The sequence below is a fragment of the Paenibacillus sp. FSL M8-0142 genome (assembly GCF_038597315.1).
GTDB classification, from domain to species: domain Bacteria; phylum Bacillota; class Bacilli; order Paenibacillales; family Paenibacillaceae; genus Paenibacillus_AQ; species Paenibacillus_AQ lactis.
Map to the genome: position 1 here is coordinate 2594678 of NZ_CP152008.1, position 21629 is coordinate 2616306.

Consider the following 21629-nt stretch of genomic DNA (forward strand, 5'->3'; position numbering starts at 1 on the left):
GGGTAATGCGGGGGCAGTGTCAATGTTAGGTACGGGGCTTATAATCGGTCGGCGATTGTCCGGTCCAGCGGCGAAACTGTCTCGAGAAATGGCTTGCTGAACGGAAACCGAGCTTGTCGGCGATGGCATAGACCGGCAGGTTAGTCGTTACCAGGAGTTCCTTAGCCAGGTTGAGCTTCTGCCTGCTGACATACTGCCTTGGGGACATGCCATAAATCTTGGTGAACTGCTTGCTGCACTGGCTGCGGCTTAGATTAAGCTCCCGAGCAACGCGGCTGACCGAAGCATCCCCGGATAATCCCGACAGCAGCTTCTCTTCGATGGCATGTGCTACATCGGCCGTCATCGCTGATGCTGGGCGAGGAGCCGCCGATGAAGGGGCTTGGGAAGGAAGCGCAGGACCCAGCACGGGGGAATTTAGAAGCATAAGCACCTCATGTATGATCAGCAGGGTGTAGGATTGCAGAAGCAGCCGCTCTTCGAACGAAAGCTCGTGCTGGAGCTGACCGGTCTGGTCGGAGATCCCTTCCTTGATGTTCAGACTCCGCGGGATAATTCCCTCCAGCTTTTTTACATATTCGCCGAGCTTGGTCCGTTCTCCCACGGATCTCGGAAAATGGCGGAACGGCGCAGCGGACAATCTGCTCCGAATGTCGGTATCGTCCAGATCAAAATGTACATTGAAATAACCGTACGGCCTGCTCGAACGGTTCGAAGATTGATGACGCACCCCCGATTTGATCAGCAGCCATTCGCCTTCCCGCAGCGTGAAGCGGTCCCGGTGGATTTCCTGTTCAACCTCGCCCTCCATGCAATAGAGAAGCTCGAACAGATGGTGATGATGTCTCGGATAGTGCCACCCCGGCGGTTGATGATCGAAATGGCAGCCTGTTACCTGCAAGGTATTGATCATATTGGGGAATCGGAATTTAATATCCATGGGAACCGGGACTCCTTTATCGAATGAATCAGCGTATCGTGTAATCTATCATATCATATGGATAGGCGGATCCATGCGAGAAAATGGCACAAATGGTATAGAAGATGCTCCATTTGGAGATTGAGTGAGCCGTTCTTTTCATAGATGATACGTATGTAGAATCATGTATCGGAAAACGGAGGGGATGTTTCCATGACACAATTGAAAGCGGTTAACCAGCAGTTTGTTCTTGGCGAGGAGGCGATTCAAATCTTATCGGGCGCGATTCATTACTTCCGTGTTGTGCCTGAATATTGGGAGGATCGGCTGCTGAAGCTGAAAGCATGCGGCTTGAATACGGTCGAGACTTATATACCATGGAATTGGCATGAGCCGGATGAAGGAAGGTTCAATTTCTCCGGCATGGCGGATATCGAAGCCTTCATCACGCTTGCGGGGAAGCTGGGGCTGCACGTTATCGTCAGACCGAGCCCCTACATCTGCGCAGAGTGGGAATTCGGCGGGCTGCCGGCATGGCTGCTGCAGGATCCGCATATGCAGCTTCGCTGCCTGGATCCGAAGTTCCTGAAGAAGGTCGATGCCTATTATGACGAGTTAATCCCGCGTCTGGTGCCGCTCTTGTCCACGAACGGCGGGCCGATCATTGCCGTCCAAATCGAGAATGAATACGGCAGCTATGGCAATGATACGGCATACTTGCAGTATCTTCAGGAGGCATTGATCGCAAGGGGCGTGGATGTGCTGCTGTTCACTTCGGACGGTCCAACTGACGGCATGCTGCAGGGAGGAACCGTTCCGGGTGTAACGGCCACCGTCAATTTCGGATCCAGGCCCTCCGAAGCGTTCGCCAAGCTGCGGGAGTACCGGTCCGAAGATCCGCTGATGTGCATGGAGTATTGGAACGGCTGGTTTGATCATTGGATGAAGCCGCACCATACGCGGGATTCGGAGGACGCAGCGTCCGTGTTTGCCGAAATGCTGGCCCTTGGCGCATCCGTTAATTTTTACATGTTCCATGGCGGGACGAATTTCGGATTTTACAATGGCGCGAATTATCATGACAAATACGAGCCGACCATTACAAGCTATGATTATGATGCGCCTCTATCGGAGTGCGGCGATGTTACAACGAAGTATGAGGCGGTCCGGCAGGTGATTGCAAAGCACCAAGGTGTGGAGCTCGGGGACTTGCCGGCGCTGCCTGATCCGGTGCGGAAGAAGGCATACGGGACGGTCAGCATGACTTCCTATGCCGATCTGCTCGAGAATTTGCCGGTATTGGCCTCCAGCGAGAAGCACCGAACACCGGTGCCGATGGAGCTGCTTGGTCAAAACTACGGTTTTATCGTATACTCCACAAAAATTTCCGGTCCGCGGCAAGGCGAATCCCTGCATCTGCAAGAAGTGCATGACCGAGCCCAGGTGTTTCTCGATGGCGTATACCAGGGGACCGTGGAACGCTGGAATAATGCGCCTATTCCTTTGGACATTCCAGCAGCAGGCGCCAAGCTGGACATCGTTGTGGAGAACATGGGACGCGTCAATTATGGTCCCCGCTTGAAGGATTACAAAGGGATTACCGAAGGCGTGCGGATGAATAACCAGTTTCTGTACGATTGGAGCATTTCCTGCCTGCCGATGGATCATCTGGAGGCAGTGCCATTCGGGCCGTTGCCGGCGCCTAATGCAGGGCGGAAGGACCGTCCGGCATTTTATAAGGGAGAATTCCATGTGGAAGATCGGATGGACACGTTCGTTCGACTGGACGGCTGGGTGAAGGGCGTCGTCTGGATCAACGGGTTCAATCTTGGGCGATACTGGGAGCAGGGACCTCAAGCGACGCTTTATCTGCCCGGTCCGCTGCTGAAGAAGGGAAGCAATGAAGTCATCGTATTCGAGCTGCATCACACGGATAAGGCAAGCATCGAACTGGTCGACAAGCCGGATTTGGGCTAATACGAGCGGAAATGGCAGCAGGAGCTTACGCGTAATGCCATGAAACGGTCAATCGAAAAAAAAGAGGATGTCCCCTGGTGGACGTCCTCTTTCTTGTGTGCGCCCGGCATGGGGCGATAACTCGGCGGTGAAAGCCTGTTTAAACCAGCTGCTTACGGTTCTTCAAGTATCGGTACAGCACAATGCCGAACAGCGAGCATATCAGGGCGCATAAGCCGATAAAACCGTAACCGGCCTGAAGACCCCGCAGCAGCCCCAGTTCGGTTCCGCTGCCGTACAATTGTTTGAAGCCGCTCGTGATGGCTCCGATGGCGTAGTTGCCGATTACGCTGCCGATGCCCATCATCGTGACCGTGAAGGTAATCGCCGTATCGCTCTCCTTCGGGTATCGCTTGGCAATCAGGGCCATAACCGTCGGATAAATCGGAGCGATGCCGATTCCTGCCGCTGCGAATAGAAAGGCATAGGATTCCCCGCCGAAAATGGCGATAAAGGTGCAGATGCCCGTGAATCCCGAGAGGATGATAATCGACAAGGTGAATCCGATCCGGTCCGTAATCGGCCCTAGCAGCAGGCGCGCCGCGGAGAAGCACAGGAAAAATGCGGATAGCATGCCGGCTGCCGCAGCCGGATCCCAGTTGTACGATTTTTCAAGAAAATTAACGAGCCAGCCGCCGACTGCCATTTCCGATACGACGCCGAAGGACAGGATGATGACGATCAGCCACAGCGCCCGATCCTTGATTAACTGCTTCAGAGGCGTCCGCTCGGATTCAGGATGATCGTCGCCCGGAAATTTGCTCATCAGCGCAGGGATCATCGGCAGTACGGAGAGCATCAGCATCGCCAAATACATGCCCCGCCAATCAATGGTGTAGCCGAGAACGGTGACGGTCATCAATCCCGAGGCGAGCATCGGAGCGACGGTAGAGCTGATGCCATAGAAAAAATGCGACAGGTTCATCATCGTTCCCGTATTCCGGACGAATATTCTTGCAGCCAGAATGGCGAGGCCAATCTCCAGCATCCCGTTCCCGATGTACATCAGGAAGTACGAAGCAGTGAACATCGGGTAGCTGTGGGACAGGAAGATGAAAATGCCTGAGACCGCCATCGAACCAAAGGCAAGCATGCTCACCCATTTGATGCCGATCTTGCGGGTCAGGATGGCCGTAAATGAGCAGGCGATCAAATAACCGAGCGCATTGAGCGACAGCAAGGTGCCGATCTGCATTTCATCCAGCCGAAAATCCAGCTGAATCCGGGGAAGGGCCGGTCCTTTAATATTTTCCGAAATTCCAAAAATGATAAAGCCAAGGAAGATCGTTGCCAAATGGAGAATGTAGCTTTTTTTCTGCGGGTTGCTTACGGTTGTTTGCAGTTGAGTGTTCATTCGTAATCCCCTATCCTTTATGTTCATATGTTAGCTAAATAGCATGATTGGCGTCACCCCGACATCTTCCCAAGTAATAATCGTGCAGCTTTCTCTTTCATATTGAGTTGGGGTTCTGCGTCCAGCCCGTCCATTATACAACATTTGGACAAACATCCGGCCGAGCTTAAAAAGAAAGAACTCATAAAGTTTATAACGTCAATGCCGGATATACAACTGAAACAAGAAGAAATCAGGAACAATAGGCCATGTATCTGTTGACATCGGCTGGACTCCATGAGAAAATGTACGCGCGTACATAAAATTGCAGGAGGCATGGTGATTATCGCTAGTCGTAAGGAAGTCGCACAGCTTGCCGGTGTATCGGAAGCCACCGTATCCCGGGTATTAAACGGGGTTGGTCCGATCCGGGAGGAGACCCGGCAGCGGGTGATGGAAGCCGCAGAACGGCTCGGATATACCCCGAACGCGCTGGCCCAAAGCTTTGCGCGCCGCCGGAGCGGCAACCTCGGCGTTGTCATGCCGTATCTGCCGAAAGCACGGATCTTCTCCGCGTATTATTTCTCGGAAATTTTAAGCGGCATTGGCAGTAAAGCGCTGGAGGGCAAATATGATTTATTGATGCTGTTTCGCGAACCGGGCGGCACCATGGACTATTTGAATTTGTTCCGGACTCAGAAGGTCGACGCCTGCATCATCCTTGGAGCCAAGGACGAGGAGGGCGAACGAGCGGCTATCCGGCAGCTGAGCGAAGGAAGACACCCCTATTGCTTGATTAATCAGCACTTTGAAGGGGAGAGCTTTCACGTGATGGACGCCGATCATGTGGAGGGCAGCTACGAAGCCGTGAAACATCTTATTGAGCAGGGCTTTCGGAGGATCGCCTTTCTCAACGGCCCTCCGGAATATTCCAACAGCCGGGATCGTATGTCCGGGTACTGCCGGGCATTGGAAGAGGCGGGAATCGAGCTTGATGAATCGCTGCTGTTCGAAGGTAACTTCAGCCGGAAAAGCGGATTTGCAGCAGCGGAGAAGGTTGCTGCCCGTTTGAAGGGCATCGACGCCGTATTTGCGGCGAATGACCGGATGGCGATCGGGCTTCAGCAGGGCCTGCGCTCGATGGGTGTCCCGGAGGAGGAGATGCCAGCCTTCGTCGGCTATGATGATTCGGATGCCGCCGAGCTCGGAGCCCCGCCGTTAACGAGTGTAAGGGTTCCCTTCTATGAACTGGGCTGCTTGGCCGCTGAGCATGTTCTCGGCATGCTGGAGCAAACGCCGTCTTCCGCTGTGAGCCGTATCCCGCTTCACCGGAAACTGCCTACCCGTCTGGTTATCCGTGCTTCATCGTTGAAACGAAAGTAATGAATAACAAAGGAGGAATGAACAATGAATCAACTGCGAGTCGGAATGATTGGCTACAAATTTATGGGCAAGGCGCACAGCAACGCGTACCGGAGCCTTCCGATGTTTTTCCCGAATGCCCTGAAGCCGGAAATGAAGGCGATCTGCGGCCGCAATGCTTCGGCGGTTCAGGAGGCGGCGGATCAGCTTGGATGGAATGAAAGCATTACCGATTGGCGCGAGCTGATCCAGCGGGAGGACATCGATCTGATTGATATCAATGCTCCTAGCGATGCCCATAAAGAAATTGCGATTGCGGCTGCGAAGGCCGGCAAGCATATTTTCTGCGAAAAGCCCCTGGCGTTAACGCTCGCCGACGCAAGAGAAATGCTTCAGGCAGCCGAGGACGCAGGCGTCCGGCACATGGTCGGGTTCAACTACCGGTTCTCGCCGGCGGTCCGGCTTGCGAAGAAGCTGGTTGACAGCGGCAGACTCGGACAAATCTATCATTTCCGCGCATGGTTTCTGCAGGACTGGATCATGGATCCGCAGTTCCCGCTCGTATGGCGGCTGCAGAAGGAAGTGGCCGGCTCAGGCTCCCATGGCGATCTCGGCGCCCATCTGATCGACCTGGCTCATTATCTGGTCGGCGACATGCAGGAGGTTATTGGGATGAGCGAGACCTTCATCAAGGAGCGTCCGATTGCCAGCGAGATGACGGGGCTGAGCGCCAAAGGCAGCGGGGATGGGCCTAAAGGCAAGGTGACGGTGGACGACGCTACGTTGTTCCTGACCCGGTTTGAGAACGGCGCCCTTGGCAGCTTCGAGGCCACGCGTTTTGCTGCAGGCCATCGCAGTACGAACGCCTTCGAAATCAACGGAAGCCTGGGCAGCGTCAAATTCGATTTTGAACGGATGAACGAGCTGGAGGTTTATTTCACATCCGACGAGGAGGATGTACAGGGCTTCCGGCGGGTGCTTGCAACGGACCCTGTCCATGATTATATGGAGGCTTGGTGGCCGCCGGGGCATACGATCGGTTTCGAGCATACCTTCATCCATGAAGTCCTGGAGCTGTCCCAAGCGATTGCGGAAGGCAGACAGCCTGTCCCTAGCTTTGAGGACGGCGTGAAGTGCCAAGCTGTTCTGGAAGCCGTGGATAAGTCCATTGAAGAACGCCGGTGGGTGTCACTGTCGGAGATGTAAGCAAGACCATACAGAAGAATTCGGTGACTCGCGAAAGCGTGTGGTGTAATTGAGATTGCGATGTTAGAGGTATCATTGTGACGGCAGCCGGTGGAAGCGGATGCGCGAGAGCGTGAGAGCGTTAGCCGAACGAAGACTTTGAACCGGACGTTATCGAGCTTTTATTATACAGATCATATAAAGGAAGTGCGGAGTATGAAAAAGGCATTAATCGTATGGGGCGGATGGGATGGCCATGAGCCGGAGCAGGTGGCAGGCATCTTCGCCGGACTGCTGCGCGAGGCGAAGTTTGACGTTGAGGTTTCAGATACCTTGGATGCGTTCAACGACGGAGAGAAGCTGAAAGAATTGGATCTGATCGTCCCGGTATGGACGATGGGCGACATATCCAAGGAGCAGGTTGCGAATGTATCCGAAGCGGTGCAAGGAGGAACCGGCATCGCCGGATGCCACGGCGGAATGTGCGACTCGTTCCGTAACAATGTCGATTGGCAGTTTATGACCGGCGGCCAGTGGGTCGCGCACCCCGGCAACGACGGCGTTGAATATCTGGTAGAAATCAAGCAAAGCTCCAGCCCGCTGGTTGAAGGCATTCAGGACTTCACGGTGGTATCCGAACAATACTATCTGCATGTCGATCCGGCGGTTGAAGTGCTGGCGACGACCCGTTTTCCGGTCGTATCCGGACCGCATGTGCTGAACAAGGCTGTTGACATGCCGGTTGTCTGGACCAAGCGATGGGGATACGGTCGCGTGTACTACAACTCCTTGGGACATCATGCGGATATCGTGGATATGCCGCAGGTCAAGGAATTGATGCGCAGGGGCCTGCTATGGGCGGCTGAAGGCAAGACCTTGTACGGCGGCGGCGATCTCAAGCTGTTCAACGGCGAGCAAGGGTATACCGGGATGGGAGACAGCCAGTAGGCTGCACAAAAGGAGACGAAGTCATGAACAAGGTTAAAGCAGGGATCATTGGCTGCGGAAAAATCAGCGGCATCTATATGGAAAACTGTCAAAAATTCGATATTCTGGAGCTGAAGGCATGCTCGGATATTGACCGTTCCCGCGCAGAGGAGCAGGCTGCCCATTACGGCATCCCCCACGTATACACGACGGAAGAGCTGTTGGCCGACCCCGAAATCGAAATTGTCATCAATCTCACCATTCCGGCGCTGCATGCCAAGATAACGCTCGATGCGCTGCAAGCCGGGAAGCATGTATACGTGGAAAAGCCCTTGGCCGTCACCCGGGAGGAAGGGCTGGTCGTGCTGGAGACTGCGAGAGAGAAGGGGCTGCTGGTCGGCTGTGCCCCGGAGACCTTCCTCGGAGCGGGGATCCAGACGGCATTAAAGCTCGTCAGGGACGGCAAGATCGGCACGCCGATCGCGGCTACGGCATTTATGATGAGCCGGGGACACGAATTTTGGCATCCGGACCCTGAATTTTATTATGCCGCAGGCGGAGGACCGATGTTTGATATGGGACCATACTATTTGACGGCGCTTGTTCAGCTCCTCGGCCCGATTCGCAGCGTCAGCGGCATGACTGGCAAAGCATTGACCGAGCGGACTATTACGAGCGAGAAGAAGTATGGGCAGAAGATTCAGGTGGACATTCCGACGCATGTGGCCGGACTGCTCCGGTTCGATAACGGCGCCATCGGGACGCTCATTACCAGCTTTGACGTGTTCGGCGGCAGCACGCTTCCGAATATCGAAATTTACGGCACCCAAGGAACAATGCTTGTACCGGACCCGAATACGTTCGGCGGTTCCGTGAAATACCGCTTGACCGGAGAAAGCGAATGGACCGAGGAGCCGCTTCTGCCGGGTTACGATCAGAACACAAGAGGCATCGGACCTGCGGACATGGCGTACGCCATCCGAAACGGACGATCCCACCGCGCAAGCGGCGAATTGGCTTATCACGTGCTGGAAGCCATGTGGGCATTCCATGATTCCTCCGATTCGGGCAAGCAGTACGAGATGAAGAGCACTTGCGAAATGCCGGCGCCGCTTCCGCTCGATCTGCCGTTATACACGTTGGATCAATAGAAGCGAATTTTATAAGCGTAATTTAGTATTTTGAATCATGATGAATAATGCTTAAACAAGGGGCTCCTCTGGCGAAGGTCTGATGACACTTCGCAAGGGGCCCTTTTTCGGCCTAGAACTAAAGTGACTCCCAGAACTTGACTCCCACGTTACTCCCGCGGTTCATGAAGACTTTGTGCTTGGTAAAGCAGCTCGGTGATCTCCGTTTTATGAATCTGCTAAAGTCCTCTAAGCTTCGTGAAGCTGTGTACCGGAATCTATTCCTTGACGACAAGGCCGAAGATTCTGGTAAACAAAATAGCCTGCGCAGGGGATATGATGCAGCCCTGAAGGTCCTCCAGCGTAACGCCTAAATTATGGAAATCCGTCCGGCTCAGATCGATACCGGCAAGCTTCGTCCCGGAGAACTGCGTCTTATCGATCTGGCATTCGGCAAATTCCACCTTCGAAAGCTCCGAATGATAAAAATCCGATTGGATCAGCGTCGTCGACTGAAAGGATACGCCCTTCATATTGGCAAATCGAAAGGTGGCATAATCGCCTGCGCACTGCTCGAACCGGACGTTTCGAATGGTGGCTGCCGCCAGATCGATGCCTATCAGCTTACAATGATGGAACTCTACGCGATGCAGGATGGCTTCGCTGAAATCGACGTTGGATAGATCGCATTGCCGAAATACGATATCGGTGAGCTCGGCGTGCCGAAGCGAAGCCCGTTCGAAGGCCACACTATCAAACGTCATTCGATCGAATAGCACTTTATGTGCCGTAATATCGGAGAGCGTCTCGTCCTTGCAGGAGAACTGCTGGAAAGATGCTTCGTCATCAATCCCTGCATCGGACAGTCGGATTGGCTCAAGCTGTCTCGGGAGTTTGGGCTTGATAATCTTTAAGGGTGGCGCTTCTGCATGGGACATGGTACTTCCTCCACATAAGGTATTAGAGCCAAAGGTTGATGAAATCCATGACGGCTTCTATGAAAGTCTCGATCTATGGAATGTGATGAAGTTAAAATTCCTTTGGCAAATGCAGTATACCATGTCCTTAAATTCTTGTCCGGTCCAGCGTGTTGATCGCAACATCGAGGATTCCGCCAGACTGATCCGGAGACCAGGCGAGCAAGCTCGCCCGGCCGGAGCCGGCAAGATCCAAAGTCAGCGGGAGGATTTCCTTCCCCGGAAGCCATGGCCCAAACCGACTAGCCTCCGGTCCGAATGTTTTTCCGCTGCTGTACATAATGTACCAATATCCCTGGACCCGATCCATGAGCAACAGGTCATCACACCCGTCCCCATCCATATCCGTTACACGAAACGACGTGATGCTGTCGAGCTGGGATGCATCCGTTCTAAACCAAACTCCCTCATAGTTGAAGCGACCTCCTTGGCTAACCCAAACCTCGAAGATTCCGCTGGATGGATGCCACAGGACGAGGTCATCCAGCCCGTCGCCGTTTACGTCGCCGATGTCTAGAGTCGGGGTTGTTCCGGGATCATATTGGATCCGCTCCGTTTGAAGCAAAGGTTGTCTAAAACCGTGCAGGTCCGAAAAGGCAAGAGCGACTAGGCCTGAGGCACGGTTCCATAACAGCAAATCGTCCCGTCCATTTCCGTTAAAGTCGCCGGTGTGTGCATCCCAATCCGCATAATCCGGCGAATGAAGCCATACTCCAGATGGATGCATGCCGCCTTCGGCCGTACCGAGTGCTACATGACATTGCCCGAGCTGAGAATACCACACAGTAATATCATCGATGCCGTCACCGTTGAAATCCCCCACCATTTCCTTGCCGCCGGCACGATCGGGCCAGCCAGCCAGAATAGGCCGCATGCTGCAGAGGCCATTATCGATTTTAATCAAGCTGTTGGCGTTTAGCGAAGCACGGTACCAAGTGTCGGAATCAAGCTTGCGGATAAGCAATGCCGCTTCTTGGCGGGCTTGTGAGCCGGGACGGCCTGCAATCGCATGGACCCGGTCGCCGTTACTCCAAGGAAGACTGCTCTCCCTGAAGTCCGGGATAAAGGGCATGAAGGAGGTTACAGAGACAAATGTGCGGCCAGTGCTCTTGATCGCGCTTATAATTCTTTTTAACGGGGAGGACGGATCATATTGAGCGGTGCCGTCTACTTGAAGCTCTATATAAGGAAACTCTAGATAGGGATGGTAAAAGAATGAAGCCAGCTCGGTTAGCGGAAGCTCCCGCACCGTTTGCTGGATCCGCCGGACATCCCCCTCGATGTTGTCACCCGCCACATAGTATAGCGGGGTGGGCACGTAATAGGTTCCGTTACTCAAGCTATGTCCAGATGGGCTGAAAAGGGCTGCGGCATTTAGGCTTGGTGCATGAGGAGGAGTTTCGTACATCAGTCCACAGCAGCTTTCAAGAATTCGCCGCTGCGCCGGAGAAACTGTATAATGCGGCGTTTCGAACCAGACCGCAGTAAGCCCGGCCTGCTCCATTAAGCTCCGGGCGAGCTTCAAACGCCGGTAAGCATAGGATCGGGTCAGTTCACGGCGTGAGCTGGCGGCGAAAGGGGCATCGTCCGGAGGGCAGTCCTGCAAGCAGCCGTCATAGGCGAATTCGAACCCGTCCCCGGTGGTGGCATTCGCATATTGGTGGGTATATCCATGTACTCCGAATGATGCGCCAAAATGCACCATTTTATGAAGGAGACGGAGGAAACGGACGGATACGGGGTCGTCAGGATCGGTCAACGACCTGTCGATCCCTCGGGCCGGGTCGATATACCGAGGAATGACGGCAAGATGGAACGGTATGGATTGGGTGTGAAGCTCGTTTGCAATCACGAGCAGCTTGGCTTGCTGTTCTTCCGCTTCGTACCATCCGCCGGGGCTGATGTCCTCAAGCCGGACTAATGCTTTTGACATGGAGCAGACTCCTTTGTTTTAAAGTGAGTTCATCTTAAATATATGTATGCAGCACATGGGCTGGCGCCATTGGTCCCTTATAACGGAGAATGCTACGGGAATGCTGTAGATAACTTTGAGAATAATCAAGGAGAATTGAAGAATACTAAGTATTGCCAATCTTGATATGGAGGTACAAGCATGAATATACACCGTGCCCAGGAAATTGCCGCTTCGCCGGTCATGGCGAATGTGCTGCTCAACGGAACCCCGATCTATATCCAGCATGTGGACGAGGATCGTGAGACCGCCCGCGTATTCCCGCTCGATCAGCCGGAGAATGAGCAGGAGGTTCCGTTGGATCTGTTGATCGAGCAATAGCTGTGAGGCTTCGCAACCAGGAGAGCAGCAGCGTTTTCAAGCGCGAAGTTTATAAATTATCAGGACTGCATACTCGATGGAGGAGCTGCCTCGTTAAAGAAATGCAGCAACCAAAAAGATGTCGGTGCCCGGACTTGACTACCGTGCACCGACATTTTTATGTTATCCACGATTGCTGACTGTCACGCAGATAGCTGGGATACCACATAAATGTCGATATACGCAGACAGCTATGATCTGCACGATATCTGTGATTGCATAAAAACTCGTAACTTTTATCGTTACTTTGTAACACAAAAAAATACTTTGTAACTCAATAATATACTTGTAACACAAAAAAATACTTGTAACTCAATAATATACTTGTACATATAAAAGATTCTTTACTTATACGATTCTGTAACTAGAACATTCTCAGTGACTCATAGTGATTCATACCGTATAGATTCACAAACTTATAAAGCTACCTATTGCTATAGAGGTCTATAACTCAAAATAAATGGATTTCTGTAACTCAAAAAAAGATACCTGCAATTTCAAAATAGTACCGTAACTCAAAACAGATACCTGTGATTTCAAAATAGCACCGTAACTCAAAGCAGTTACCTGTGATTTCAATATAGTATCGTAACTCAAACCTGATCACCGTAAATCGAAAACCGTGATTGGAATAGAGCCTTTGTAACTTAAGTAGTCTGTGACTGACTCATACCTGAGATGGAGATAGTACCGTATACATGAAACGCTTTGTAAAATAGGTTGGGGATCCCTACAGACTATGAATCTTTTTGAAGACTCGACAATAGAAGAATTGAGAGATGTAACGGTTTACTATAGAATGTTCTGAAAAGAAAGAACAGGAATGATGGCAGTCATTCGAGAATGTTCCTTTAGGGACTTGTCCGGGCAAAGGGAGCTCCAAGAGCCGAGCAAGTCCCAAAAAGGGACTTGTGCTGGCCAAAAAGAGCTCCAGGAGCGGAGCAAGTCCCCAAAAGGGACTTGTGCGGACCAAAAGGAGCTCCAGGAGCGGAGCAAGTCCCAAAAAAGGACTTGTCCTGGCCAAAGGGAGCTCCAAGCGCCGAGCAAGTCCCCGAAAGGGACTTGTGTGAGCTAAAATGAGCTCCAGGAGCGGAGCAAGTCTCCAAAAGGGACTTAGTGCGGGCCAAAAGGAGCTCAAGCGCGGAGCAAGTCCCCAAAAGGGACTTAGTGCGGGCCAAAAGGAGCTCCAGGAGCGGAGCAAGTCCCTAAAAGGGACTTGTGTGAGCCAAAGGGAGCTCCAAGCGCGGAGCAAGTCCCTAAAAGGGACTTGTGCGAGCCAAAAGGAGCTCCAAGCGCGGAGCAAGTCCCTAAAAGGGACTTGTGTGAGCCAAAGGGAGCTCAAGCGCGGAGCAAGTCCCCAAAAGGGACTTAGTGCGGGCCAAAAGGAGCTCCAGGAGCGGAGCAAGTCCCCAAAAGGGACTTACTTGTGCGAGCCAAAAGGAGCTCCGGGAGCGCAGCAAGTCCCAATAAGGGACTTGCTTAAGTATGGGGAGGTAATTCAATGTATATCAGAACTGCAGTTGAAGCCGATGCAGAAGGCATCGCAAGCGTGCATGTGAACAGCTGGAAGACGACATACCGGGGGATTGTTGAAGACGCGTATCTGAATTCGCTGTCGGTCTCGGAAAGGGAGGAGAGATGGCGCTGGAAAATCGGCAACCTTCGGGATGACGAGGAGCTCTTGGTTGTTGCCGATGATCAGGGAACCATCTACGGCTTCCTGACGTATGGGAGGGAGCGTGAGGACAAGCTGCCGCATGAAGGCGAGGTCTATGCGGTCTATTTACTGAAGGAGATTCAAGGTCAGGGATGGGGGAGACGACTGTTCGCAAGAATGAAGGAATTTTTGCGCTCCAAAGGATTTACTTCCTTGATGGTATGGGTTCTTGAGGGAAATTCTGCTTTGGCATTCTATCAGCGTATGGGCGGGCGTGAAATCAAGCGGAAGGAGATCGAAATTGGCGGAAAGACGTATACGGAATTTGCTTTAAAATGGGATTCTATCGAGCAGCTACCGTAAGGGAAGGTCTGACCCGATGTCGGAGTGTTTACATCTAAGCATGGATGCAATAAGATAGATGATATACCCCACGGGGTAATGAGTTGAAAGATACGTCAATATGCTCCTTGGATCGAGTCATCTAGCGCCGAGTGAGCGCTTTATCCATGGAACGGTCAACTAACGATTCTCTATTCACGGCCACTCTTTTCATTTTCACGGATACACTCTACACGGTCATTGCACGGTCATTTTCACGGTCACTCTTTTCATGGTACTTTTTTCACGGTTACTCTTTTCATGATTACTCTTAATTGGTTACTCTAAAATGGGTCACTTTGATCAATTACTGCCCTTCATAAATGGTTGCTGTATATAAAAAGTTCCTCTACATAAATGATTTGCCCTACGCAACAGCTATCATCTCAGAACATTGCAAGGAGGTTCCCCAGTGACTGTCATTCCGATTGGCCCGTTTATGATCCGGGCGGATATTGCCGTATTCCTGATCGTTGCCATGGCAGGGTATATGACGCTCCGCGTCCGGTTACATCGTCTTGAGCATAGGGATTGGCTGCTTGACACTTACGTTTATTCGCTGCTGATCGGCTTCGCCGTATGGAAATTCGGTATGCTCATTTGGGACCCGGTGCGTACGCTCCGCCACCCCTTGTCTCTAATTTATATGACCGGCGGAGTGCGCGGAATAGGGCTTGGGAGCCTTGCAGCCGGCATCTACGTCCTCGTTCGGTGGAATAAGATGAGATCACTGGGGTCGCTGTTAATCAAGTCCTTCCTCATGGCCGCACTGGCTGGCGGCTTTGTTTATATACTGCTCGATGGGCTGATCACGGACCGTCCGATCGGGGCCGGGCAGCTACTGGTGATGCTTCTGCTTATCGTTCTGTTGAGCTCCGCCTGGTTGAAATTTGATACTCCCTTACCGCAATGGTTGACATTCGGTCTAGGCAGGAACGGAGCGGTTATGCTTGTGATCGGATCTTTGCTTGTGTGGGCGGTATATAATCACCTGAACAACTCCGGCAACGGCTCGACGGGTGACCGTCCTGCACTAACGGACGATGCCGATGGAATCGCCAAAGGCCTCAAGCCGGGGAAACGTGCGCCTGATTTTGCGTTGCGGACAGTAGACGGACAGGAGGTCCGGCTGTCGGATTACCGCGGCCGTACGGTCCTCCTTAATTTCTGGGCTTCCTGGTGCCCGCCGTGTAAAGCGGAAATGCCCTACATGGAGGATTTTTATAATCGGCATAAAGCAGAAGACGTCGTTATTCTAGCCGTAAATATGACGCATCTTGAAGGCAGCATGGAGGACGCTGCATCCTTCGTGGACTCGAATGGTCTCACATTTCCCGTGTTGTATGATCGAGACGGAACGGTAACCGGAACGTACGAGATCACTGCTTATCCGACAACCTATGTGCTGACGCCGAACGGCGTTGTTTCGGGGAGGTACCAAGGAGCCATAAACGAGGAGCTCATGGTCAAGGCTTACCGGCGTGCAAGCGGGTCTTGAACCGAGGGGCAAATCGCGGATTTTTAACGTCCAGGACACCTATCACTGCCGCACACTCTCCAGGAAGAATATAATACACAAACGCTGGGGAGGGGGAAAGTCGAGTGCAGCAAATACCGGTTTCGGCTGATGTATGCCGGGGATACATTGGTAAACAAGTATGCGCGGTCCTGTATGACGGAACTGAAGTTGTAGGCACGATCCGAGGCGTTCATGATCACGGACTTGAGCTTGAGTATGCCTCGAATCCTTCAGCTTCGATTTTGTCTGTAAAAGGGAAAAAAGGAAAGAAAGCTGCGAAATCCAAGAAGGCTGGCGCACAAACGTCTGCGTTTGGGCCGTGGGGTTACGGCGGCTACGGCTATGGCTTCGGCAACGTTCTTGCATGGGAAGCGATAGCCCTGTTGTTCCTGATCCCGTTTTTGTTCATCTAGCAGGCTGCAGCAGGAGTTCGGTTGGAAAAATAATGATCTCCTAAACAACGGAGATGGAAGAAGACGGGGCGTAAGCGCGGCTTGCCCTGTCTTCTTTCGTATCCCGGCGAAAGATCACCGGCCATGCGATGAACGGTTGATTCGTTGATTGGCGTGCTGTACATAAGCTTGGCCTACCATCCAGGCCGAAAGAATGAATGCTACCAGGAAGAAGAATGCTGCCCCAATGGGAAGTGCCGACCACTCGAACAGCGTGTAACCGAGAAGCGTTTGCCATCCGATTGCCATGAGGCCGAGCAGGTAGGAAATTCCGGTCAGATGGATAACGATGAGCCTTGATGCCGGATTGAGTGTAATCATGGACAGCCATGCTGCAAACGGAACGACCTGCAGGGCGTGAAACCCGAATCCGTGGAGCCAGATAATATTGCCGCCTGCTCCGGTGAAGCGTCCGGTGTTGACGGAGATCCAGATTCCTGCAGCAAACGAGATGATGACGGCGATCATGGCATAGCGTATGCCGAGCACGATTTCCGGATTGGCGTTGAGCACCCGTCTGCGAAAATATTGAACGGCGATGATGACATAAAAGAGGACAAGCAGCAGCGCAACCAGTACGAATATATTGGAAACGGCCTCATCGAAGACCGTCCCGTTCCGAACGAACCGGGGATCGACGCCCCTGAAGTTTTGAACGGTTTCCGCGAAATAGGAATACAGCGCGAGCACAATATAACTCCAGCGAAACCAAGCCTTGGACCTGGTTCCCATACCCGAGAAAGGGAGGATCGCTGCGGTCGAGAACAGAAATATCCCGAGCGCGGCATTAAACGAGAATGCTTTTCCAATATTCCCCTCCGGTGCGACCGGTCCCCCGTATATCAGTACCCAGATCCCGCATATCCCCGCCAGCAGAAATCCGAGCAGTCCTGCGACGATCAACGATTTTTCCTGTTTAAAAATATCTGCAATATGCGTCGGCCCTTCTTGAATCCTTTGATTCATGTTCAGCAACACCCTCTCCATTAGACTTTCTCAAATTTACAAGAGAAGAGACCTGTTCTTTAACCGTCCGGAGAGGGATGTTCTGCCGTTCGCAGGGCGGATTTCATCCCCGACTTTGGATGGGGAGCTCCTTGATCAACTAAACCGGCAGGCTCTAACGCACAAGCAATAGCAGGATGTACCCGGGCCACATCACATCCTAGGACTTGAGGCTGTAACGTCATAGGCAGTTAGCAGAGAACCTTTCCTAGGGCACGATTTTTCGCATAGGATTAAGGACATGCGTAGGGGAATAGCAGAAGGAGGCCCTAGCGGCTAGGACCGAGTTTCCTAGATTTGAAAATGGTATAATTGGCCCCTTTGTTTTATTGCCCATCCCCTGATTTCAGACTAAAATTGAAAAATGTGGTTAATCGTTTGGGGAATCGGTTAATGGTTGATGGGGGTATCCCGCGGGTTCCAATCATGCCGGTAGAATAGGAACACCAAACTTGAATGAAATGACAGACAGAAGGGGCGTTATATCGTTTATGTCCAATCGAATTTTGATTACACCCGAACAGCTGGAGCAGGTCTCAACCCAGTTCGCGCAGTCCGGACAACAGAGTCGGGAGATTGTCGATCGTCTATCGCGAAGCATTCTTGAGATGGAGAGCCAGTGGGAAGGAATGACCCGGGAACGGTTCTACGGGGATTATCAACAGGCTAGAGCTACCATGAATAAATATCTCGAATGCCTTCAGACGATCTCTTCGGATCTGAAGCAAATCTCGGTGAAGTTCCGGACAACGGACGAAATGATCAACGGAGCGGAAGCTGTTCCTGCTGGAGGAGTTGGAGCAGGAATCCTGGCAGGCACAGCAGGGGCAGCCGGGGCCGCAGCGTTAGCGGGATCGGCAGGATCTGGAGCTCTCGGCATGACGGCAGCTGCGAACAGCAAACCGGCAGGCGTCCAGACTGCCAGTGCAGAGGACTTACTGGATAAGGCGCTCAAAGGCGTAGAGGCGGAAGGCAGCGTCGTTAAAAATGAAGAGAATGGTCTGTATACCAAAGCGATTACCGGCAGCGCAAGCGCGAATTTAACCGAAGGCGCAAGTGCCAGCGGCGCCGTGGTGGAAGCCGGTTATGAGAACGATTACGTGCAAGGCTCCGTCAGCCTGGTGAAGGGCGAGCTGGAGGCATCGGTGAAGGACGGCACGCTGAGTCTAGGTGCCGAAGCAACGCTGAACAAATACGAAGGCGGGTTCAAAATTCCGCTGCCTTTCACGGACAGAGAGCTCCATATCGGCGGGTCCGCTTCGCTCGGTACGGTCGGAGCGTCGGCAGAGGTCGGGAAAAGCGGCTTGAAATTCCATATACCGCTGGGTCCGGGAGCCAGCCTCGTCGGAGTCGGGGGTTCCATATCCGTCAAGTAAGGGAGGAGTGCCGTACAATGAGCGGTAAACAGCAGCGTTTTAAATACATAATGATCGTCATTGCCATTGTCGGCATATTGGGCACGGTGATTCCGAACCTGCTCGAGACCGATTATGCGGCAGCAGAGAAAGCCGTAATCTGTATTTCCTATCTCCTAGGAGTTCCTCTTGTCGTATTTGTCGTATATAAAATAGGCAGTAGATTAATGAAGGGTTGATGATCATGGAAACGCAAATGGATCAGCGAATGAATCAAGAGCATCAGGGGCAAGGAGAGAAACATTTGCTTCCGATCGGATCGGTTGTCAAATTCAAAGATTGGGATCAGACGCTGATGATTTACGGAAGAATGCAGAACGACTCGAAGACGCTGAAGCGTTGGGATTATGTTGCCTGCTTCTACCCGCATGGCAATCTGACGAAGGATTCCAATATCTTTTTTAACCATAAGGATATTTCCGAAGTCGTCTTTACGGGCTATATCAATGATGAGGAAATTGCCTTCCGGGACGCTTTGCTGGAGGGGATCGAGAAGGCGGACCAAGCTGCTGCAGCTGCGGCGGCGGGGCAGGATAAATAAGAATCGAATCGGCCCGACGAAGAGCTGTCTGTGCGCATAAAGGATGCGTGCGGGCAGCTTTTTCTATTTTTTTTAAAGCTCCGTTTTTATAAGTTGCGTCTTTTTATAAAGCGGCTGTTCCGCATATTCGGATTGATTTTTGAATGGGTGCTGAATGTTGACTTAGGGGGCAGGTGGATTAGGCAGGTGTGGATTTGGGTTTATTGCTTTTTCAGAAAATTTCACAAAAAAACAAAACAAGAATCTTTGTTTATTTTTGAAAACAAACTATTCAAAAACAAACAAACATGATAAGATGAGGGCAAATACAAAGCAATCGAAGACATGAATCGGAGGGGAAGTTTTCATGGTACAGAGCTTATGGGAACATTCGAAGGCGCAGCAGGCGCAGAATACGCGTGAGGAGCTTGTTTACCGCTCGAATCTGATCGGCGCCGACCGCCGTGTCTGTAATTGGGGCGGTGGTAACACGTCAAGCAAAACAACGATTAAGGATTTCCGCGGCAAAGACGTTGAAGTTATGTATGTCAAGGGAAGCGGTTCCGACCTTGCCACGATGAAAGCGGGCAATTTCACAGGTCTGCGAATGGAAGACATCCGGCCGCTGTTTGAACGCGAGTCGATGACGGATGAAGAAATGGTCGCATATCTTGGTCACTGCATGGTCGATGCCAAGGACCCTCGGCCTTCCATCGAAACGCTGCTGCATGCTTTCCTTCCGTTTCCGCATGTGGATCATACCCATCCGGACGCCATTATCAGCTTGTGCTGCGCACATAACGGCAAAGAAATCGCGCAGGAAATTTTCGGAGACCGGTTTGTGTGGGTGCCGTATGTACGTCCTGGCTTCACCCTCTCCAAGATGATTGCCGAGGGCGTGCTCGCCAATCCGAAAGCCGAGCTCGTATTGATGGAGAAGCACGGCCTCGTTACCTGGGGAGATACATCCGAAGCATGCTACGCCCAAACAATACGGATTATAAGCGAGGCGGAGGCGTATATCGAGGCGCGGATCGATGACAGCAAGCTGTTCGGCGGACGGAAGTTTGCTCCTCTGCCTCAGGACGTCCGCAGACGCATTGCCGGCGAGATCATGCCAGCTATTCGCGGCGCGGTGAGCGACAGCAAGAAGATGATCCTGACCTTCGACGACCAGGATGATGTGCTGGATTTCGTATGCGGCAGCGATTCGCCGAAGCTGTCTCAGGTCGGTGCAGCTTGTCCCGATCATCTGGTTCATACGAAGGTGGTTCCGCTCTTTATCGATTGGACGCCGGATGCGGATGACGCCCAAGGGCTGCAAGAGAAGCTTGTAGCTGGAATTGCGGCGTACAAGGAGCAGTATCAGGCTTATTTTGAACGGAACCGGCACGAAGGGGACGTCATGTTCGAAGCCGCCCCACGCGTTATCCTCATCCCGGGGCTCGGCATGATTAATACCGGCAAGAGCTGGGCGATGTCCCAGGTCAGCGGCGCGCTTTACCACCGTGCCATTGCGGTGATGCGCGGGGCGACAGCGCTGGGTGAATTCGTCTCCCTGAGCGAAAATGAATCCTACAACGTGGAATATTGGCCGCTGGAGCTTTACAAGCTGACCCTTGCTCCGGCCGAGGCGGAATTCTCCCGGCAAGTGGCATTCATTACCGGCGGTGCCGGCGGCATCGGCAGCGCAGCGGCTCGCAGGCTCGTCGCCGAGGGGGCGCATGTCGTGCTGGCCGATTTGAATCTGGAAGGCGCGCAGAAGGTTGCGGAAGAGATTAATGCGGCATACGGCGATGGCCGTGCCATTGCCGTAAAAATGGACGTAACCGACGAATCCGCGGTGCAGCAGGCCTATCATGAAACTTCCTTGACGTACGGCGGTGTGGATATCATCGTGAACAATGCAGGTCTTGCGACATCAAGTCCGCTCGATGAGACGTCGTTGAAGGAATGGAACCTGAATATGAATGTACTTGGGACCGGATATTTCCTCGTAGCCAGAGAGGCCTTCAAGCTTATGAAGGTACAAGGCATCGGAGGCAGCATGGTGTTCATCGGCTCCAAGAACTCCATCTATGCCGGCAAGAACGTGACTGCCTACAGCTCCGCGAAAGCGCTGGAGGCGCACTTGGCACGCTGCATCGCGGCCGAGGGCGGAGAGTACGGCATCCGGGTAAATACCATTTTGCCGGATGCCATCCTGCAGGGCTCGGCGATCTGGAACTCGAACTGGAGAAACGAGCGGGCGGCCGCTTACGGCATCGAGCCGGATCAGCTCGAGGAGCATTACCGCAAGCGCACCACGCTGCTGGTTAATATTTATCCGCAGGACATCGCTGAAGGCATCGCCTTCTTCGCTTCGTCGAAATCCTTAAAGACTACCGGATGCATGCTGACGATCGATGGCGGGGTTCCTGCCGCATTTACTCGCTGATCAGACAGAAGGCAACAAGCTGGACTCCTTGGTGAAGCATCCAGGCCGTTCAGGCACGGCCA

The 21629-nt window shown here is 52.7% G+C and carries 18 protein-coding genes; 13 read left to right on the plus strand and 5 right to left on the minus strand.

The genetic code is table 11. From position 1 onward, the window contains the following. Positions 1 to 25: 25 nt before the first annotated feature. Positions 26 to 940 carry a response regulator transcription factor gene (locus NSQ46_RS12335; protein ID WP_144878758.1) on the minus strand — a complete coding sequence of 305 codons (915 nt, stop codon included), beginning with the start codon at positions 938 to 940 and terminating at the stop codon, positions 26 to 28. Between the two features lie 192 nt (positions 941 to 1132). On the opposite strand from NSQ46_RS12335, the gene NSQ46_RS12340 reads away from it, so the two are divergent. Then, positions 1133 to 2896 (plus strand): beta-galactosidase family protein, encoded by a 1764-nt coding sequence (locus tag NSQ46_RS12340; RefSeq protein ID WP_341033081.1) that lies wholly within the window; start codon positions 1133 to 1135, stop codon positions 2894 to 2896. Between the two features lie 139 nt (positions 2897 to 3035). On the opposite strand, the gene NSQ46_RS12345 is transcribed toward NSQ46_RS12340, so the two are convergent. Beyond that, positions 3036 to 4289: an MFS transporter gene (locus NSQ46_RS12345; RefSeq protein ID WP_342576815.1), complete on the minus strand. Its 1254-nt coding sequence runs from the start codon at positions 4287 to 4289 to the stop codon at positions 3036 to 3038. A 315-nt stretch (positions 4290 to 4604) separates the two neighbouring features. On the opposite strand from NSQ46_RS12345, the gene NSQ46_RS12350 reads away from it, so the two are divergent. The 4 genes from NSQ46_RS12350 to NSQ46_RS12365 all read left to right on the plus strand — a co-directional run bounded on the left by NSQ46_RS12350 (position 4605) and on the right by NSQ46_RS12365 (position 8893). Beyond that, a complete protein-coding gene (locus NSQ46_RS12350; RefSeq protein ID WP_040738151.1) occupies positions 4605 to 5651 on the plus strand; it encodes a LacI family DNA-binding transcriptional regulator in 1047 nt (348 codons plus the stop codon). A gap of 24 nt (positions 5652 to 5675) precedes the next feature. After that, positions 5676 to 6836 carry a Gfo/Idh/MocA family oxidoreductase gene (locus NSQ46_RS12355; protein WP_007128524.1) on the plus strand — a complete coding sequence of 387 codons (1161 nt, stop codon included), beginning with the start codon at positions 5676 to 5678 and terminating at the stop codon, positions 6834 to 6836. 195 nt (positions 6837 to 7031) lie between these two features. Further along, positions 7032 to 7763, plus strand: a complete 732-nt coding sequence (locus NSQ46_RS12360) for a ThuA domain-containing protein (RefSeq protein WP_007128523.1) — start codon at positions 7032 to 7034, stop codon at positions 7761 to 7763. Between the two features lie 23 nt (positions 7764 to 7786). Then, positions 7787 to 8893, plus strand: coding sequence for a Gfo/Idh/MocA family oxidoreductase (locus NSQ46_RS12365; RefSeq protein WP_007128522.1), 1107 nt, complete (start codon positions 7787 to 7789; stop codon positions 8891 to 8893). Between the two features lie 257 nt (positions 8894 to 9150). Here the strand turns inward: NSQ46_RS12365 and NSQ46_RS12370 are convergent, their stop codons facing one another. Both NSQ46_RS12370 and NSQ46_RS12375 read right to left on the minus strand, forming a co-directional pair. After that, positions 9151 to 9810 (minus strand): pentapeptide repeat-containing protein, encoded by a 660-nt coding sequence (locus tag NSQ46_RS12370; RefSeq protein ID WP_007128521.1) that lies wholly within the window; start codon positions 9808 to 9810, stop codon positions 9151 to 9153. Positions 9811 to 9937: 127 nt separating this feature from the next. After that, complete coding sequence (locus NSQ46_RS12375; RefSeq protein WP_342576816.1) at positions 9938 to 11782, minus strand: DUF2334 domain-containing protein; 1845 nt, start codon at positions 11780 to 11782, stop codon at positions 9938 to 9940. Between the two features lie 180 nt (positions 11783 to 11962). On the opposite strand from NSQ46_RS12375, the gene NSQ46_RS12380 reads away from it, so the two are divergent. The 4 genes from NSQ46_RS12380 (at position 11963) to NSQ46_RS12395 (ending at position 16151) form a co-directional block, all read left to right on the plus strand. Continuing rightward, a complete protein-coding gene (locus NSQ46_RS12380) occupies positions 11963 to 12142 on the plus strand; it encodes a small acid-soluble spore protein H (RefSeq protein ID WP_007128519.1) in 180 nt (59 codons plus the stop codon). Positions 12143 to 13682: 1540 nt separating this feature from the next. Continuing rightward, positions 13683 to 14201: a GNAT family N-acetyltransferase gene (locus NSQ46_RS12385; RefSeq protein ID WP_007128518.1), complete on the plus strand. Its 519-nt coding sequence runs from the start codon at positions 13683 to 13685 to the stop codon at positions 14199 to 14201. A 430-nt stretch (positions 14202 to 14631) separates the two neighbouring features. Beyond that, positions 14632 to 15717, plus strand: a complete 1086-nt coding sequence (locus tag NSQ46_RS12390; RefSeq protein ID WP_007128517.1) for a redoxin domain-containing protein — start codon at positions 14632 to 14634, stop codon at positions 15715 to 15717. A gap of 104 nt (positions 15718 to 15821) precedes the next feature. Beyond that, a complete protein-coding gene (locus NSQ46_RS12395) occupies positions 15822 to 16151 on the plus strand; it encodes a hypothetical protein (RefSeq protein WP_007128516.1) in 330 nt (109 codons plus the stop codon). Positions 16152 to 16265: 114 nt separating this feature from the next. Here the strand turns inward: NSQ46_RS12395 and NSQ46_RS12400 are convergent, their stop codons facing one another. Beyond that, positions 16266 to 17156 (minus strand): hypothetical protein, encoded by an 891-nt coding sequence (locus NSQ46_RS12400; protein ID WP_007128515.1) that lies wholly within the window; start codon positions 17154 to 17156, stop codon positions 16266 to 16268. A gap of 530 nt (positions 17157 to 17686) precedes the next feature. Here NSQ46_RS12400 and NSQ46_RS12405 point away from each other — a divergent pair. The 4 genes from NSQ46_RS12405 (at position 17687) to NSQ46_RS12420 (ending at position 21567) form a co-directional block, all read left to right on the plus strand. Next, complete coding sequence (locus tag NSQ46_RS12405) at positions 17687 to 18571, plus strand: WXG100 family type VII secretion target (protein WP_342576817.1); 885 nt, start codon at positions 17687 to 17689, stop codon at positions 18569 to 18571. Between the two features lie 17 nt (positions 18572 to 18588). Then, positions 18589 to 18789: a hypothetical protein gene (locus tag NSQ46_RS12410; protein ID WP_007128513.1), complete on the plus strand. Its 201-nt coding sequence runs from the start codon at positions 18589 to 18591 to the stop codon at positions 18787 to 18789. Between the two features lie 29 nt (positions 18790 to 18818). Next, complete coding sequence (locus NSQ46_RS12415; RefSeq protein ID WP_028407249.1) at positions 18819 to 19151, plus strand: DUF4176 domain-containing protein; 333 nt, start codon at positions 18819 to 18821, stop codon at positions 19149 to 19151. Between the two features lie 346 nt (positions 19152 to 19497). After that, positions 19498 to 21567 (plus strand): bifunctional rhamnulose-1-phosphate aldolase/short-chain dehydrogenase, encoded by a 2070-nt coding sequence (locus tag NSQ46_RS12420; RefSeq protein WP_007128511.1) that lies wholly within the window; start codon positions 19498 to 19500, stop codon positions 21565 to 21567. The last annotated feature ends 62 nt before the right edge of the window (positions 21568 to 21629 follow it).